The sequence below is a fragment of the Gemmatimonadales bacterium genome, assembly GCA_036279355.1.
Taxonomy (GTDB): domain Bacteria; phylum Gemmatimonadota; class Gemmatimonadetes; order Gemmatimonadales; family GWC2-71-9; genus DASQPE01.
Genome location: DASUJH010000024.1, coordinates 43,918 through 60,254 on the forward strand (window position 1 = coordinate 43,918; position 16,337 = coordinate 60,254).

A 16,337-nucleotide genomic window follows, 5' to 3' on the forward strand; every position below is an offset into this window, starting at 1 on the left:
CGCTGGAGGCTGAGGGAGATGAGCAACTTCATTCGCGCCGCGGACCGGGCCGTGTTTTCGGCGGCGAGGGCGGCCAAGGCGGATCTTGCGCGGGGCGAGCGGCTGTTCGTCGGCCTCAACTGCTTCGAGCCGGGCCAGTCGCAGGCGCTGCACGCGCACGCCGGGGCCGACAAATTCTATCTCGTCCTCACGGGAAAGGCGAGGATCACGGTGGGCTGCGAGACGCAACTCGCCGAGGCCGGCACGCTCGTCTGGGCGCCGGCCGGCGAGCCGCATGGCGTGGACGAGGCGATCGAGCGCACGGTCATGCTCGTCGCCATCGCGCCGCCGCCGGTCGGGTGATCAGCGGCTCGCCGGCCGCGGCCGCGAGCCGCCGCGCTTGGTCCAGATCACGACGGCGCCGCACCCGCTCATCGCGCGCTGAAACTCGGCGGGCGTGGTCGATGCGCCGGAATACACCTCGATGCCCACGATGTCGCGCGGGTCGACGGGGAACGGGGCGTCGTCGGTCGGGTCAACCGTCATGGGCACGCCATCCACGTAGTACTGCGGGCTGCATTCACCCTGGGCATCAATGGCCCCCCGGCTCGAGAAGAGCCGATAGCCGTTGCCCACCGGCTCGACCTGCACGCCCGGGATGCCGCGGAAGATGTCCTCGAAGATCAGCGGATTGCGCCGCTCGATGTCGTCCTCGGTGATGAACGTGCCGATCCCCCGCTTCATCCGCTCGTCGAACGACGAGATGCCGCTGCCCGAAGGCATCTTGCCGATCACGGCGAGCGACGGGAGTTGCTGAACCGACTTTCCGAGCACGACCTCGGTGCGGGAAACGCCGCCCGGCTTGAGATCGATCGCAAGAGTGCCGGGCTGGTAGCCGAGGGCTGAGGCCTCGACGGTCTGGGTTCCGGCGGGCAGGCCGGCGAGCGAGAACGCGCCCGTGGCGGTGGTGCGCGCGACGGCGCGGCTGCCGCGCACGTACACCCGGGCGTCGGCGATTGGGGCGCCATCGATGTTCTTCACCATGCCGTCGAGGCGGCCGGTGAGCCGCGCGGTGTCGGCGGCCGTGGCCGCCGCGGCCAGCGGCCGGGTGCCAAGGGTGAACTCACGCGCCGCAAGCGGGCGCCCGGCAAGGTCGAGCGTGATCAGGCCGGTCGAGATCCCATTTCTGGCGGCCCAGACAGTGACCTCGCCGTCGTTGGGCACTCGGCAGACGACGAACTGCCCCTGCGCGTTGGTCTGGGCCCGCGCGCTGTGCCGTGACGTGCGAACGCCCTCCGATTTGCTCACCGTGATCTCCGACCAGATCGCGTTCACCACGACCCCCGCGAGCCCGCTGTCCGACGCGGCATCGCGCACGGTGCCGACGAAGTATCCGGTGCCGGGTGTGCGCGGCTCGGCGGCGCAGGCGCGGCCGTAGCGGCTGTCGGCCGACGGTGTCGCGAGGAGGAGATTTGCGAGTCCCACCGCGGGCACGTCGAGCTTCCAACGCGGCGCGGGCACGCCCGCCTCGGTGAAGGCAGGATGGGTGAATCCGAGCGTGTGGGTGCCCGCCGGCACGCTGTCGAGCCTGAAACGACCGTAGCCGTCGGTGCGGACGCGCGTGGGGGTGCCGTCCAGGAGGAGCGTGGCGTTGGCGAGCGGCCCGCCGACGACAAGGCTGTCGCGCAACTGCCCGGAAACGCCCTGTGCGCTCGCGCGTGCCGGAGCAAGGAAGAGTACCGCGAGCACCGCACAGGTGAGGACGGCGGACGCGCGGAGCGGACCGGGAATGCGAGACAGGTTCATGAGCGGAGAAACGGATTGGTCAGGCGCTCCACACCGATCGTCGTGTCGGGGCCGTGCCCGCTGTGAACGACGGTCGAATCGGGAAGCGAAAGAAACTCGTGCCGGATCGTGGCCATCAAGGTCTCGAAGTTGCCACCTGGCAGATCGGTGCGGCCGATCGAGCCGTTGAACAGCACATCGCCGCCGAAGACGCGGTCGTGGCCCACAAAGCTCACTGATCCCGGCGAGTGCCCGGGCGTCGCCCGGACCGCGAACTCGAGGCCGCCCACCCGAAGCGTCGTGCCTGGGACCAGCTCCACGTCCGGCGGCGGCAGCGAGGCCACGCGGAGCCCGAACCAGGAGCCCTGCTCCGGCAACGCGTCGTACAGCGGCCGGTCGAGCGGGTGGAGGTGGATCGGCACGCCGGTGGCCCGCTTGATCGCCGCGACGCCCAGCACATGGTCCACGTGAGCGTGGGTCAGCCAGATGGCTCGGGGCGTCCAGCCGCGGGTGCCAAGCTCGGCCAGAAACATCGCCGGCTCCTCGCCCGGGTCCACGATCACCGCGTCGCCGGTGCCGCGGTCGCCGATCAGGTAACAATTCTGGACGAACTGCCCGTTGGGCAGTTGCACGACCTCGAGCGCGGACACGGCCGTCAAACCTCGACCGCCGCCTTGCGCTCCGCCCGGGCTTTCCGGTCCGTGAGGAATTTCTCGACGGCAATTGCCGCGGTGGTGGCATCGCCCACGGCGGTGGTGATCTGCCGGGTGAGCTGCACCCGAAGGTCGCCCGCGGCGAAGAGGCCGGGAATCGAGCTCATCATCCGCTCGTCGGTGATCATGTAGCCGCTCGGATCGTGGGCGAAGTGCTCGCGCACCAGACCGGTGTTCGGCTGGAATCCGATGAAGATGAAGCAGCCGGTGGCCGCGAGCGATGAGCGCTCCCCGGTCACCGTGTCCTCGAGCGCGATGCTCGTGAGGCCCGCCGAATCGCCGACGAGCTCGAGCACGCGCCTGTTCCAGAGCACCTCGATCTTCGGGTTTGCGGACAGCCGCTCCTGGAGAAGCTTCGATGCGCGAAATTCGCCGCGCCGGTGAATCACGTAGACCTTCTCGGCGTATCGCGTGAGATAGTCGGCCTCCTCCACCGCCGCGTCGCCGCCGCCCACGACGGCGAGCGTTTCACCCTTGAAGAACGCGCCATCGCACACCGCGCAGTAGGAGACGCCGCGCCCTGCATACTCCAGCTCGCCCGGTACGCCGAGCTTGTGCGGCGTACCCCCGGCGGTGAGGATCACGGCGGGCGCTTCGTAGACGTGGCCGCGCGAGGTCGCGACCTCGAATGTGCCGTCGTTGCGCCGCAGGATCGATTCGACGTTGTCCTGCCGGATGTCCGCACCGAACGCCTTCGCGTGGTCGGTCATGAGCTGCGCCAGCTCGCGACCCTTGATTTTGAGGAAGCCGGGATAGTCCTCGATCCATTCGGTGTTGAGCAGCTCGCCGCCGGGCACGCCGCGCTCGATGAGGACGGTGCGCAGCATGCCCCGCCCCGCATACATGGCGGCGCAGAGCCCGGCAGGGCCGCCGCCGACGATGATGACCTCGAACTCGTAGCGTTCCGGCATGACATCCTCGGAGAAATCCGTCGCGGCGGCACGGGCCGCCGCTGACCAAATATAGAACCGGGGGAGGTTCCTCCGCGCCGGCTCAGGGCCCTACCGATTGCGGACCGCCGCGCATCGGCCGCGTGCTCCGCGGGCGCGGCCGCGAGGTACCCGCCCGCGATGACGATATCGCCGAAAGCGGCGGGATCAGCGGACCGCGCGGCCGCCATCGACGACGAGGGTCGTGCCGGTCACGAAATCGCCGGCCTCGAGGAGATAGAGCACGGCACCCACCGCGTCCTCCGGCGTGCCGAGGCGCGCGAGCGGCGTGGTGCGGACGAGCTGCTGGCGGGCCTCGGCGTCGTAGTGTTCCGGGACGAGCACGGCTCCGGGCGCCACGGCGTTCACCGTTACGTCCGGGGCGAGGCTCAGCGCCAGCACCTTTGTGAGCATGACGACACCCGCCTTGCTGATCGAGTGCGCGGCAAAGCCGGGCCAGGGCTCGAGGCCCGCCACATCCGCGAGGTTGACGATGCGGCCACGCTGCGCGCGGAGGTGTGGCGCCGCGCCCTGCGAGCAGAAGAACACCGCGCGCAGGTTGAGGTCGAGAATCTCGTTCCAGCGCTCCACGCTCGTCTCCTCGAAGCGGAGCCGATGCATCACGGCCGCCGAGTTCACCAGCACGTCGAGCCGGCCGAATCGCGCCGCGACCCGATCCGGGAGCGCGCGCGCCGCGGCGGCGTCGGTGAGATCGGCCGCGAAGCAGTCGGCGACGCCGCCGGCGGATTCGATGTCCGATCGAAGTGCGGCCGCACCTGCGGCTGATGCGTGATGATGGAGCGCGAGCTGCATGCCGCGCTCGGCGAGCGCCGCGGCGATGGCGCGGCCGAGGCGGCGCCCGGCGCCGGTCACGAGCGCGACGCGGCCGCGTAGCTCCACGCTCAGGCTCCGCGCGGCCGGATGGGCAGGATCTGGCCGGTGATGCTTGAGGCGGGGTCCGCCAGGCTCAGGACGCCGCGGCAGATGTCGTCCAGCTCGACGTAAGGGCCCTCCGTGCCGACGCTCGCGACGTTGTCGCCGGTGCGTACCATGCCGGGCGCCACCGCGTTCACCCGCACGCCGGCACCGGCGAGCTCCAGCGCGAGGCTCCGGGTGAAACCGGCGACGGCCGCCTTGGCGGCCGAGTACACCGCCATCGGACTCTGCGGCTCGAGCACGGCCATCGACGCGAAGTTGACGATCGAGCCGCGCGCGGCCGAGAGGGCGCCGATGGCGGCTCGCGAGACGAGCACTGTTGTCTTCACGTTGATCGCCATCTCGCGGTCGAAGTCGCGGGGGCCGAGGTTACTGAGCGGGCCGTAGGTGGTGAGCCCGCCTGCGACGTTCACGACCGTGTCGAGCCGGCCGTACGCGCGCATGGCGGTTTCGATGGCCAGCTCGGTGATGTCGGGGATGGTGAGATCACCGGCGGCGGGGCGTGCCTCGATGCCGAGCGCCGCGAATTCGCGCACGCGCTCGGCCACGCCCACGGCGTTGAGGTCGGCGGCCACGAGCCGCGCGCCGGCGCGGCCGAGCGCCAGCGCCACGGCGTGGCCGATCTGGCCCGCGCGGCCAACGCCGGTGACGAGCGCCACGCGGTCGCGGAAGTCGGGTGTGGCCGGCGCCGTCATCGCCGCGCGGGGCGGGCCGCCTCGAGGCGCCCGAGCCATTCGAGCGGCACCTGCTGAGAACCGAGCGCGCCGTGCGTCTCGTCGCCGGCCGGATCGCCATGCCAGTCGCTGCCGCCCGTGCGCAGGAGACCGAGCTCGAGTGCCAAGTCGGTAATGCGCGCGCGCTGCTCGCCATCGTGGCTCGGGTGGCGGGTCTCCACGGCATCGAGGCCCGCCGCCCGGAGCCGCGCCAGGAAGGATCGATTCGCGCGGTCCTTGAGGTGCGCGGCCGAGACGACGCCACCGACCGAATGCACCAGCGTTGCGACCTCGGCAAAGGCCGGTAGCGTCTTCTCGACGAAGGCAGGACGGCCGCGCGCGAGGTAGCGGTCGAAGGCGTCGCCGACCGAAGCGACTTGCCCGCGCCGCACCAGCGCGCGTGCCACATGCGGCCGCCCGACCGCGCCGCCGTCCGCTTCGGCGAGCACGTCGGCCTCGCTCACGACGACGCCGGCGCGGTGCAGCTTGTCCACCATGGCGCGGCCGCGCCGCGCGCGGTCGGCGCGGCAGCGGACGAGAAAGGCCTCGAGCTCCGGCGAGTCGGCTGGCAGGAAGTAGCCGAGGACATGCATCTCGCCCCAGGGCGCCGCAACGGAAAACTCGCACCCACCTACGACGCGCACGCCGAGCCGCGCGCCTTCGGCTTCCGCGACGGGCACGCCGGCCACGGTGTCGTGATCGGTGAGCGCCATCGCCGCGAGGCCGGCGCCGGCCGCGCGCGCCACGACCGCCTGGGGCGTGAGCTCGCCGTCCGACGCGGTGGAGTGGACGTGGAGGTCGACGATGGATCCGGGCAGATCTTGCGGCTCGCTCACGCGCCGTATCCAGTCTCGGGCGCGGTCCACGCCGGCTGGGACCGGCGCCAGAGCGCACGGAGCTCGTCATCGGTGAGTTCGGCGAGCGAACGGTCGCGGCTCTTGGCGCCGCGTGGCGAGTAGCGCGTAACCCGCCGTTCTCGCGCCGGGCCCGCCCCACGCGAGAAGATGAGCCCGAACTCGTCCTTCACGTACTGGGTGGTTCGTCCGCTCACGGCGACTTGCCACTCAGCGCCGTCGACTTCGATGATTCGCCGTGGCATGTCAGACCCGGACCTCGAGCCAGCGCTCGCGCGCGTCGGGGCCGTAGGCCGCGAGGCGGCCGAGTCGGGCTTCGAGCCGCGCCTCATCGTCGGGCAGCGTGGCGACGGCGCGGTGTGTCGCGGCATTGGCGCTCTCGCTGCATTCGAGGAAGAGATCGGGCCGTTCCGCCGAGCGGAAGAGCCAGAGCCGCCGGCCGCGCGGCTCGGCCACTCGGGCCAGCTCGGCGATCGTCCGCAGATACTCGGCCTCGGCCGCGGGGCTCACCGCCGCGCGCGCTACCGTGAGGGTGCGCGCCATCTCAGTCCGCTCCCTCCGGGAACGCCTCGAGCGCGCGCTTCACCTCCGCCATGAAGCGATCGGCGTCGGCGCCGTCCACGATGCGGTGATCGAAGGCGAGCGAAAGGAATCCGCGGAGGCGCACCGCGAGGGTGTCGGTCCCGTCCACCGTGAGCACGGCGGGCTGCTTGCCGATGCTGCCGACGCAAAGGATGGCGGCCTGCGGTTGGTTGATGATCGGCGTGCCGATCACCGAGCCGAACACGCCGGGGTTGGTGATGGTGAAGGTGCCCTTCTGGACTTCATCGGGCGTGAGGCGCTTGGTGCGGGCCCGCTCGCCGAGATCGTTGATGGCGCGGGCGATGCCGGCCAGCGCCAGCTCGTCGGCGTTACGAATGACCGGCACGATGAGGCCCCAGTCGAGCGCTACGGCGATGCCGAGATTGATGTCCCGGCGGAAGATGGTGGCATCGGCGCCGACGGCGGCGTTGATCACGGGGTGCGTGCGGAGACTCGATGCCACCGCCTTCGCGATGAACGCGAGGAACGTAAGATTGACGCCCCGCTCGGCGAACTCCTGCTTCCGGCGCCCGCGAATGTCAGCAACGTGGGTGTAGTCGACCTCGAAGATCGTGTTCACGTGCGGCGACACGCGCCGCGACATCACCATGTGCTCGGCCGTGAGCCGCCGGATGCGCGACCACGGTTCGACCCGATCGCCGGGCCAGGGATCGACGCCGGGGATCGCGGGCGCCGGAGCGGGCGCGGCCGCCGCGGCGGCCGGCGCGGGCCGAGTTGAGGGCGCGGCGGGCGCCCCCGCGGCTGCGGCGGCCGGCGCGCGGCCTTCCGCCGCCTCGAGATAGCCCAGCACATCGTCGCGCGTCACCCGGCCCGCGTGCCCGCTGCCGGGGATGCGCGCGAGATCGACGTTGTGCTCCGCCGCCATCCGGCGGACGAGCGGCGTCGACTTGCGCCGGAGCCGTTCCTCCGCCGTCTCCGCGCCCCCGTTGGGGGAACCGGAGGATGCGGCACCCGAGGCGGCGGCACGCGTAGTAGGCGGAGGCGTTGGCGCGGCGGGTGGCGGCGCCATGGATTTTGGTGTCGGCGTGGGCGGGGTCGATGCCGCGGGCGCCACCGGTGCGGGCGGCGGGCTCGGTGCTGCGGCTGCAGCCAGAGGCGAGGCGGCAGGGGCCGCCGGCGGAACGGGCGGCGCAGCGGCCGGGGCGGCTGCCGGCGCCGCTGTCGCCTGCGCCGCGCCTGCCTCGGTGTCGATCCGCGCCACCAGCGTCTGCACCGCGACCGTCTCGCCTTCCTGCACCAGAATCTCGGCGAGCACGCCGGCGTTCGGCGCCGGGATCTCCGCGTCCACCTTGTCGGTGGAGATCTCGAAGATGGGCTCGTCCCGTTTCACCGGATCGCCCACCTTCTTGAGCCAGCGAGAGAGGGTCCCTTCGGCAATGGATTCGCCCATCTGCGGCATGACGACGTCAATGAGAGCCATGACTGATTTCTCCGCCTAGTATTCCGCCACCCACCGCGCCGCGCGCACGATGTCGCTCGTCTGCGGCAGCACGAAGTCCTCGAGCGCCGGCGCGTACGGCAGCGGCACATCATGCGCCGCGACCCGCCGCACCGGAGCGTCGAGCCACTCGAACGCCTGCTCGCTGATCCGCGCGGTGATCTCGCCGGCGATGCCGCCGGTCAGGGTATCCTCATGGACGATAAGCACCCGGTTGGTCTTCTTCACGGTCGCGACGATCGCCTCGTCGTCGAGCGGTGCCAGCGAGCGCAGGTCGAGCACCTCGACCGAAAGCCCGTCCTCGCGCTCGAGCGCCTCCGCCGCCTCGAGCGCCTTCCACACGGTGGCCGCGTAGGTGACGATCGAGAGGTCGCGCCCCTCGCGCGCCAGCCGCGCGCGCCCGATGGGCACCACATGGTCGCCGTCCGGCAGCGTTTCCTTGATGCGCCGGTACAGATACTTGTGCTCGAAGAAGAGCACGCAATCGTCGTCGCGAATGGCCGACTTGAGCAGACCTTTCGCGTCGCTCGCGGTCGCGGGATAGACCACCTTGAGCCCGGGCGTGTGCAGGAAGGCGGCTTCCGGGTTCTGCGAGTGAAACGGGCCGCCGCGCACGTAGCCGCCGGCCGGGCCGCGCACCACCATGGGGCACGGCAGGAACGCGCGGTACCGCGCCGTGGCGACGTAGTTGGTCAGCATGTCGTAGGCGCAGGAGATGAAGTCGATGAACTGCATTTCGACCACCGGCCGCATCCCCATGTGCGCCGCGCCCGCCGCGGCGCCGACGAAGCCCGCCTCGCTCACCGGCGTGTCGATCATGCGGTCGGGGCCGAAGCGCTCGCGCAGGCCCTCCGTCGCCTTGAATGCGCCACCGTAGGCGCCGATGTCCTCGCCCAGGCAGAAGACGTCCGCGTCGCGCTCCATCTCCTCGCTGAGCGCCTGGCGAATGGCCTCGAGGTAGGTGACCTCAGCCATCGACGGTTCCCCAGCCGCGGGCGCGCTCGTTGTCGTCGACGGCGCGCGCATGGCCGGCGCGGTACCAGAGCACCGGCGCGGACGGCGGCTCCGCGTAGACGCCGCGCAGTGCGTCGCCCGGCTCCGGCATGGGCGCGGCCTCGACTTCGTCGGTGGCGCGATCAATTGCGTCGCGCACGCTCGCGTCCAGCGCCTCGAGCGCCGCCGCGTCCACGCCGTACGTCCCGGTGAGCGCGGCAACGTAGCGGTCCAGCGGATCGTTGGTCGCGGCCCAGCGCTCGATCTCGCCGGGCGGCACGTACGACTGGTTATCGTGCTCCGCGTGGCCCTTGCGCCGGTAGGTCATGAGCTCGACCAGCGATACGCCGCCGCCGGCGCGCGCCCGCTCGACCGCGTCGTGCACCACTCGATAGACCTCGAGCACGTCGTTGCCGTCCGCCGTGGCGCCGGCGACGCCGTAGCCCGCAGCCTTGTCCACCAGCCGCTCGGCCGCGCACTGGCGGTGCGTGGGTGTGGAATACGCGTAGCCATTGTTCTCGACGATCACGACGAGCGGGCAGCGCTGCACCGCGGCGAAGTTGATGCCTTCATGAAACGCGCCCGTGCTGGTGGCGCCGTCGCCCACGTACACGAGCCCCACGCGCTGCTCGCGCCGGAGCTTGAACGCGAGCGTGACGCCGGCCATGACCGGCACCATGTCGCCCAGATGCGAGATCTGGCCGATGAAGTTGCGGTCGACCACGTCGCCGAAGTGGATGTTGAGCTCGCGGCCGCGCGTCGGGCTATCACCGCGGGCCATGTACTGCCGGAGCACCTCCCCCGGCGTGGCGCCCTTCACGAGCATCGAGCCGAGATTCCGGATGAGCGGCGCGAGCATGTCCTCGCGCCGGAGCGCGTAGGCGCCGCCGACAGCGCACGCTTCCTGGCCGAGCGAGCGGAACAGGCCGCCCACGACCTTGGTCTGGCGATAGAGCGCCACCAGCCGCTCCTCGAGCGAGCGGGTGAGCCGCATGTAGTAGTAGAGCTCGAGGAGTTGCTCCCGCGTAAGTTGGCCGAGCGCAGGTGAGGACGGCGTGATCGCGCTGGTGGCAGCCATGCGGGGCCCGGAGGTAGGAAGTCTCGATCCGGGCAGGAAGATCGGCCGGCCTGCGGGGAGAGTCAAGGGAACCGCGCGCGGGCCGCGCGGCCGAATACCGCACGCGGAGTCCGCCGCGGCGCGACTGCCGCGGCGGACTCGCGCGCCTTACGCCTTCTCCGATTCGATGCGCATACCGTAGAACGTGCGGTAGACGAAGTAGAGCGAGACGAGCAGGAACACCGCGGCCAGGAACCGGCTCAATCCGGCGCCCTTATCCGCCGTGAGCGACACGGCCAGCTCGACCGTGAGCAGGCCGAAGAGCGTGGTGAACTTGATGATCGGGTTGAGTGCCACCGACGACGTATCCTTGAACGGATCGCCCACGGTGTCGCCCACCACGGTCGCGGCGTGCAGGGCGGTGCCTTTCTGCTTGAGCTCGACCTCGACGATCTTCTTCGCGTTGTCCCACGCGCCGCCGGCGTTGGCCATGAAGACCGCCTGATACAGCCCGAACAGCGCGATCGAGATGAGATAGCCGATGAAAAAGTACGGCTCGACGAACGCGAACGCGAGTGTCGCGAAGAAGACCATCAGGAAGATGTTGAACATGCCCTTCTGCGCGTAACGGGTGCAGATCTCCACCACCTTCTTGCTGTCCTCCACCGACGCCTTGGTGACGCCCTCGAGCTTGATGTTGGCCTTGATGAACTCCACGGCGCGGTACGCGCCGGTGGTCACCGCCTGGATTGAGGCGCCGGTGAACCAGTAGATCACCGCGCCGCCGGTGATGAGGCCGAGCAGGAACGGCGGATGGAGCAGCGAGAGGTTCTCGACGTTGGCCGTAAGCCCGTTGGTGAGCGCCACGATGATCGAGAAGATCATCGTCGTGGCCCCAACGACGGCGGTGCCGATAAGCACGGGCTTGGCCGTGGCCTTGAACGTGTTCCCCGCCCCGTCATTTTCCTCGAGCAGGTGTTTGGCGTGCTCGAAGTCCGGCTCGAAGCCGTAGTCCCGCTTGAGCTCGGCCTTGATGCCCGGCACCTGTTCGATGAGCGAGAGCTCGAAAATCGACTGGGCGTTGTCGGTGACCGGCCCGTACGAGTCCACCGCGATCGTCACAGGCCCCATGCCGAGGAAGCCGAACGCCACGAGACCGAAGGCGAACACTGCGGGCGCCACCATGAGGGCGCCGAGCCCGTACGTGCTGATCGCGTAGCCGATGGCCATCAGCAGCATGATGGTGAGCCCGAGCCAGAAGGCGCTGAAGTTGCCGGCGACCAGGCCCGACAGAATGTTGAGCGAGGCGCCGCCCTCCCGCGAGCTGATGACCACCTCGCGGGTGTGCCGCGATTCGGTGGAGGTGAACGCCTTGACCAGCTCCGGAATGATGGCGCCCGCGAGCGTGCCGCAGGTGATGACCGTCGAGAGCTTCCACCAGAGCGTGCCGTCGCCCAGGTCCGGGATGAGCAGCCAGGACACCAGGTAGGTGAGCGCCACCGACACGAACGAGGTGAGCCACACGAGGAAGGTGAGCGGCGATTCGAAGTTCATCTGGCCCGCGTCGGCGTAGCGGGCGTGCTGGATCGCCTCGTTCGCGAGGTAAGATACGCCGCTCGTGATGATCATCACGATGCGCATCACGAAGATCCAGACCAGGAGCTGCACCTGCACCGCCGGGTCGTGCACCGCGAGCAGGATGAACGCGATGAGCGCCACGCCCGTCACACCGTAGGTCTCGAACCCGTCGGCGGAGGGGCCCACCGAGTCGCCGGCGTTGTCGCCGGTGCAATCGGCGATGACGCCGGGGTTCCGCGCGTCGTCTTCCTTGATGTTGAAGACGATCTTCATCAGGTCGGAGCCGATGTCGGCGATCTTGGTGAAGATGCCGCCCGCGATGCGGAGCGCCGCCGCGCCCAGCGACTCGCCGATAGCGAAGCCGATGAAGCAGGGACCGGAGTAGTCGCCCGGCACGAACAGCAGGATGATGAGCATCATCACCAGCTCGACGCAGATGAGTAGCATGCCAATGCTCATCCCGGCGCTGAGCGGGATCTGGTAGCAGGGGTACGGCTTGCCCCGGAGGCTCGCGAAGGCCGTCCGCGAGTTGGCGAAGGTATTCACCCGGATGCCGAACCAGGCCACCGAGTAGCTTCCCGCGATGCCGATGAGGCTGAAGAGCAGGATCACGGCCACCTTGACCGGCGGGAACCCGCGCACCATGGCCCCGGTCACCGGGTCGGCCGCCTCGGCGAGCGCCCCGAAGTAGACGGCCGCAATCGCGCCGATAAACACCCAGAGCAGCAGCAGGAACTTGCCCTGGGTCACGAGATAGGTCTTGCACGTCGCGTAGATGAGCTCGGAGACCTCGCGCATCGACTCGTGCACCGGCAGCCGTTTGAGCCGGCTGTAGATCACGAGCCCGAAGAGCAGGCCCAGGGCGCAGATGACGAGCCCGGAGAGCAACAGCCGGTGGCCGCCCACACCCCAGAGGAACTGCACCCGGTCGAGGTCCGGCACGACCAGGTTCGCTTCACCGCCACCGCCATGGCCGCCCGGTGTCTGCAGTGCTGCCGCGTGCGTCAAGAGCACGTTCAACCCATTCATCGTCGAAATTCTCCTCGCATACTAGTAGGCGCCGCGCGGCGCGTGACCCGGTTCAGCCATCGTGTGTACCACGGTGAGAAATTGCTTGGCCAGCTTGTCGGCCTCGCTCTCGCCCACCTGGTCGGTCTCCACCGTCACCCGCGTGTAGTGGCCGCCCTCGGCCTCCACACGCACGGCCACCTGCCCGATCGCCCCGGCGAACCGGCGCAGCCGCGCCCCCTCTTCCACCGGGGCGAGCCGTGCGCCGAAGAACGTCGTGGCGCGCGCGAGCACGGGATCCGGCGCCAGCGTGGTGCGGTGGAAGTACTTCACGCGCCCTGGTAGTACTCCACGCCGAGGTGCGTGATCTGCTCCTCCCCCATGAGCCAGCGCAGCGTGTTCTTGAGCTTGGTCTGCTGGATGAAGAGGTCGTGCTCCGGGTAGAGGCCCGGAGCGCTCTGAGGACTCTTGAAGTAGAACGAAAGCCATTCCTGAATGCCGGTGAGGCCGGCGCGCTGCGCCAGGTCGAAGAAGAGCGCGAGATCGAGCACCAGCGGTGCGGCCAGGATCGAATCGCGGCAGAGGAAGTCCACCTTGATCTGCATCGGATAGCCCAGCCATCCGAAGATGTCGATGTTGTCCCAGCCCTCCTTGTTGTCGCCGCGGGGCGGATAATAGTTGATCCGCACCTTGTGGTAGAGCTGGCCGTACAGCTCGGGATAGAGCTTCGGCTGGAGGATGTACTCCAGGACGCCAAGCTTCGATTCTTCCTTGGTCTTGAAGCTCTCCGGATCGTCGAGCACTTCGCCGTCGCGATTCCCGAGAATGTTGGTGGAGTACCAGCCCGCTACACCGAGCATCCGCGCCTTGAGCATGGGCGAGAGGACGGTCTTCACCATGGTCTGCCCGGTCTTGAAATCCTTGCCGCCGATCGCAATGCCCTGGGACTGGGCCAGCTCGACCATCGCGGGAAAATCGCAGGTGAGGTTCGGCGCGCCGTTGGCAAAGGGCACGCCTTCCATGAGCGCGGCCCAGGCGTAAAGCATCGAGGGTGCGATCGTCGGATCGTCGGCCGCCATGGCGCGCTCGAACGCCTGGAGGCTCTGGTGCGCGGGGCCGGGGCTGATGAAAACCTCGGTCGAGGCGCACCAGACGACCACCAGCCGGTCGCATTTTTCATGGCGCTTGAACTCGCGGATGTCGCTTCGGAGCTGCTCGGCCAGGTCGCGCTTCGACTTGCCGCGCTTCACGTTGGTGCCGGCGAGGCGCTTTACGTACGCCTGATCGAAGGCCGCCGGCATCGGAGCGATGCTCGTGAGGAAGTCAGCGATGGGCTCGATGTGGTCATGGCGGTCGAGCACGCCGCAATGCAGCGCCGACTGATACGCATTGTCGGGAACCGGATCCCAGGCGCCGAATACCAGCGAGTCGAGCGCGGCCAGCGGGATGAAGTCGCGGATGAGCGGCGCGCGCGCCTCGGTGCGCTTGCCCAGGCGGATGGTGCCCATCTGGGTGAGCGAGCCGATGGGGCGCGCGCGGCCGCGCCGAATGTTCTCCACGCCCGCGATGAACGTCGAGGCCACCGCCCCGAGCCCCACGCACAGCACACCAAGCCTTCCCTGGGCCGGCGCAATCGGCCGGGGCTTCGGGTCTGCCACGAATCATGATCCTTTCGCAAAAGAGTCGAGCGGGCGAGCCGGCGTCTCACGCTTGCGCGGACCACCGTCCGCCGCGGTTGCCTCGGGTTCCATCCCGTGCGGGCTCGCGCCTTCCGCCTGCCGGTATACGTACAGGAAGCGCTGCACGACGGTCACGATCGAAAATGCCGCGAGCAGCGTCACGACCGCCTCGAGCACCAGGGCGCGCGGTCCTGCGCCCACGATGAGCGATAACCCACCCAGGCCCACGATCCGCTCGGCGCGCTGGGCGATCCCCACCTTGCACTCGAGGCCGAGCCCCTCGGCGCGCGCCCGCGCGTAGCTCACGAGCAGCGAGCTCAGGATGGCCACCATGCACACGATCGCGGCCGGCACCCGCCACGCCACGTCGGGCGCGAGCAGGAGATAGGCGCCGATGCCGGTGAACGTGGCGCCGTCGCCGATGCGGTCCAGGGTGGAGTCGTAGAAGGCGCCGAACTTCGTCACCATCGCTCCGCCCCGGGCCACCTGGCCGTCGAGCGTATCCAGGAGACCGCTGAGGAGCAGCAACGCGCCGCCGAGCCGCACGGACCCGGCGGCGTAAGCCACCGCGGACACCAGTACGAGGCCCGTTCCCACCGTCGTGATGGCGTTGGGACGCACCCCCCGCCGCACGAGCTCTGCCACCACCGGCCGGAGCGCGGCGTAGTAGGGCCGCTCCAGCGCCTCAAGCGGTTTCAGCGTCGTATCGCTCCTCGCCGAGCCGGGGTGGTGACCGGGCCGATCGGCCAAACGCCGCGAAACAATAATTGGCAGAACCGCTTAGGGCAATCCGAGAGGAGGGGATTATCTCGCCGGGACATCGCCATAGATAAGGTAAGGCCGGCGGCGCTCGAGAAAGCGCCGGCGCGCCGGCTCCCACGAACGAACGATGGCAGCCGGGTCCTCGGCGCGTTCGAGCGCCTGGCGCAGCGCGGGCCCGCCCGCCAGCCGATCGAAGCGGGCCGAGTCGAGCGCGATCCGACCCGGGTGACGGGCGGTGATGGCGCTCAGCAGATACACGGCGGTAGCGGTGGGGTCGTAGCGGGCGCGGTCGGTGACGTGGAGACGGATGCCGTTCAGGCGCTGTCCATCGAACTTGCCGTCGCCCGGGTGATCAGGAGTGAAGCGTACGGCGGAGAAGCGGACGCCGCCCATCGGCGCTTCACCGAGTGCCGCAACCACGCCCGCGGCGTCGAGCCACGGCGCGCCGATCTGCTCGAAGGGCGCGTCCGACCCTCGACCGACCGACAGCGCCGTTCCCTCGAACAGACAGAGCCCCGGGTAATGGAACAGGCTCTCCATGCTGCGTAGATTGAGGCTGGGCGGCACCAAGGGGAGCCCGGTTTGATCCAGCGCCATCGTGCGGCGCCAGCCCGCCACCGGCACCACGGTGAGGTCGGCGCCCAGGCCGAGCACCCCGTTCGCGAGCCGCGCCAGCTCTCCCAAGGTCATGCCGTGCCGCATCGCGACCGGCAGGCGAGCCACCGCCGAAGGCGTCGCCGAGTCGAGTGCGTTGCCCTGCACCAGCCCGCCGATGGGATCGGGCCGGTCAAGCACGACCACGGGGATACGCGCCGTGGCGGCCGACTGCATCACCAGCACCGCCGTGGCCGCATAGGTGTAGTAGCGGGCCCCCGCGTCCTGCAAATCGAGCAGCAGGATGTCGATGTCGGCGAGCATCGCCGGGGTCGGGCCGATGGGGCGAACGCCATCGTGCAGCGCGTAGACCGGGAGGCCGGTGGCGGAATCGCGCTCGACCGCACCCGCCGGCCGGGTGTCGACGTCGAGGCGGCCGTTGAAGCCATGCTCCGGCCCGAAGAGTGCAGTCACCCGCACGCCCGCGGCGAGCAACCGGTCCACATCGCGGCGGCCGCGCGAATCGACGCCGGATTGATTGGTCACGAGTCCGACTCGGCGCCCGCGCACGAGGTGCATGCTGTCGGAGAGCAGCACTTCGATTCCCGGACGCACCGCCTGCTGCCGCGCTGACGCCGGGAGTTGCCCGGGCCCGGCGCCGCATGCCGCGCAGGCGGCGCTCCACATCACGAGCCATCCTCGTATGAATCGTCCGT

The 16,337-nt window shown here is 69.8% G+C and carries 17 protein-coding genes; 1 reads left to right on the forward strand and 16 read right to left on the reverse strand.

All coding sequences use genetic code 11. From position 1 onward, the window contains the following. Positions 1-18: 18 nt before the first annotated feature. Positions 19-342, forward strand: coding sequence for a cupin domain-containing protein (locus VFW66_06055; GenBank protein HEX5386239.1), 324 nt, complete (start codon positions 19-21; stop codon positions 340-342). Here VFW66_06055 and VFW66_06060 read toward each other — a convergent pair whose 3' ends face one another. The 16 genes from VFW66_06060 to VFW66_06135 all read right to left on the reverse strand — a co-directional run bounded on the left by VFW66_06060 (position 343) and on the right by VFW66_06135 (position 16,308). Continuing rightward, on the reverse strand, positions 343-1,785 hold the full coding sequence (locus VFW66_06060) for a carboxypeptidase regulatory-like domain-containing protein (GenBank protein ID HEX5386240.1): 1,443 nt from the start codon (positions 1,783-1,785) through the stop codon (positions 343-345). Continuing rightward, positions 1,782-2,414: an MBL fold metallo-hydrolase gene (locus VFW66_06065; GenBank protein ID HEX5386241.1), complete on the reverse strand. Its 633-nt coding sequence runs from the start codon at positions 2,412-2,414 to the stop codon at positions 1,782-1,784. Before VFW66_06065 ends, VFW66_06060 begins: the two co-directional genes overlap by 4 nt. Positions 2,415-2,419: 5 nt before the next feature. Then, positions 2,420-3,388 carry a thioredoxin-disulfide reductase gene (gene trxB / locus VFW66_06070; GenBank protein ID HEX5386242.1) on the reverse strand — a complete coding sequence of 323 codons (969 nt, stop codon included), beginning with the start codon at positions 3,386-3,388 and terminating at the stop codon, positions 2,420-2,422. Positions 3,389-3,574: 186 nt separating this feature from the next. Then, positions 3,575-4,306, reverse strand: a complete 732-nt coding sequence (locus VFW66_06075; protein ID HEX5386243.1) for an SDR family oxidoreductase — start codon at positions 4,304-4,306, stop codon at positions 3,575-3,577. A 2-nt stretch (positions 4,307-4,308) separates the two neighbouring features. Then, positions 4,309-5,037 (reverse strand): SDR family oxidoreductase, encoded by a 729-nt coding sequence (locus tag VFW66_06080; GenBank protein ID HEX5386244.1) that lies wholly within the window; start codon positions 5,035-5,037, stop codon positions 4,309-4,311. Next, complete coding sequence (locus tag VFW66_06085) at positions 5,034-5,891, reverse strand: PHP domain-containing protein (protein HEX5386245.1); 858 nt, start codon at positions 5,889-5,891, stop codon at positions 5,034-5,036. Before VFW66_06085 ends, VFW66_06080 begins: the two co-directional genes overlap by 4 nt. Further along, positions 5,888-6,154, reverse strand: coding sequence for a hypothetical protein (locus VFW66_06090; GenBank protein HEX5386246.1), 267 nt, complete (start codon positions 6,152-6,154; stop codon positions 5,888-5,890). The genes VFW66_06085 and VFW66_06090 overlap by 4 nt, the downstream gene beginning before the upstream one ends. A gap of 1 nt (position 6,155) precedes the next feature. Further along, positions 6,156-6,452, reverse strand: coding sequence for a hypothetical protein (locus tag VFW66_06095; protein ID HEX5386247.1), 297 nt, complete (start codon positions 6,450-6,452; stop codon positions 6,156-6,158). 1 nt (position 6,453) lies between these two features. Then, entirely contained in the window at positions 6,454-7,932 is a 1,479-nt protein-coding gene (locus VFW66_06100; GenBank protein ID HEX5386248.1) for a dihydrolipoamide acetyltransferase family protein, read from the reverse strand. Positions 7,933-7,947: 15 nt separating this feature from the next. Further along, positions 7,948-8,925 carry an alpha-ketoacid dehydrogenase subunit beta gene (locus VFW66_06105; GenBank protein ID HEX5386249.1) on the reverse strand — a complete coding sequence of 326 codons (978 nt, stop codon included), beginning with the start codon at positions 8,923-8,925 and terminating at the stop codon, positions 7,948-7,950. After that, the gene (locus VFW66_06110; GenBank protein HEX5386250.1) at positions 8,918-10,021 is read right to left on the reverse strand and encodes a thiamine pyrophosphate-dependent dehydrogenase E1 component subunit alpha; all 1,104 of its coding nucleotides are present in this window, start codon (positions 10,019-10,021) and stop codon (positions 8,918-8,920) included. Before VFW66_06110 ends, VFW66_06105 begins: the two co-directional genes overlap by 8 nt. Before the next feature lie 147 nt (positions 10,022-10,168). Beyond that, positions 10,169-12,607, reverse strand: coding sequence for a sodium-translocating pyrophosphatase (locus VFW66_06115; protein ID HEX5386251.1), 2,439 nt, complete (start codon positions 12,605-12,607; stop codon positions 10,169-10,171). A 21-nt stretch (positions 12,608-12,628) separates the two neighbouring features. After that, positions 12,629-12,919, reverse strand: a complete 291-nt coding sequence (locus VFW66_06120; protein ID HEX5386252.1) for a hypothetical protein — start codon at positions 12,917-12,919, stop codon at positions 12,629-12,631. Beyond that, the gene (locus VFW66_06125; protein ID HEX5386253.1) at positions 12,916-14,244 is read right to left on the reverse strand and encodes an inositol-3-phosphate synthase; all 1,329 of its coding nucleotides are present in this window, start codon (positions 14,242-14,244) and stop codon (positions 12,916-12,918) included. Before VFW66_06125 ends, VFW66_06120 begins: the two co-directional genes overlap by 4 nt. A gap of 3 nt (positions 14,245-14,247) precedes the next feature. Beyond that, positions 14,248-15,015 (reverse strand): CDP-alcohol phosphatidyltransferase family protein, encoded by a 768-nt coding sequence (locus VFW66_06130; protein HEX5386254.1) that lies wholly within the window; start codon positions 15,013-15,015, stop codon positions 14,248-14,250. 54 nt (positions 15,016-15,069) lie between these two features. Further along, on the reverse strand, positions 15,070-16,308 hold the full coding sequence (locus VFW66_06135; protein ID HEX5386255.1) for a DUF1343 domain-containing protein: 1,239 nt from the start codon (positions 16,306-16,308) through the stop codon (positions 15,070-15,072). Positions 16,309-16,337: the final 29 nt, after the last annotated feature.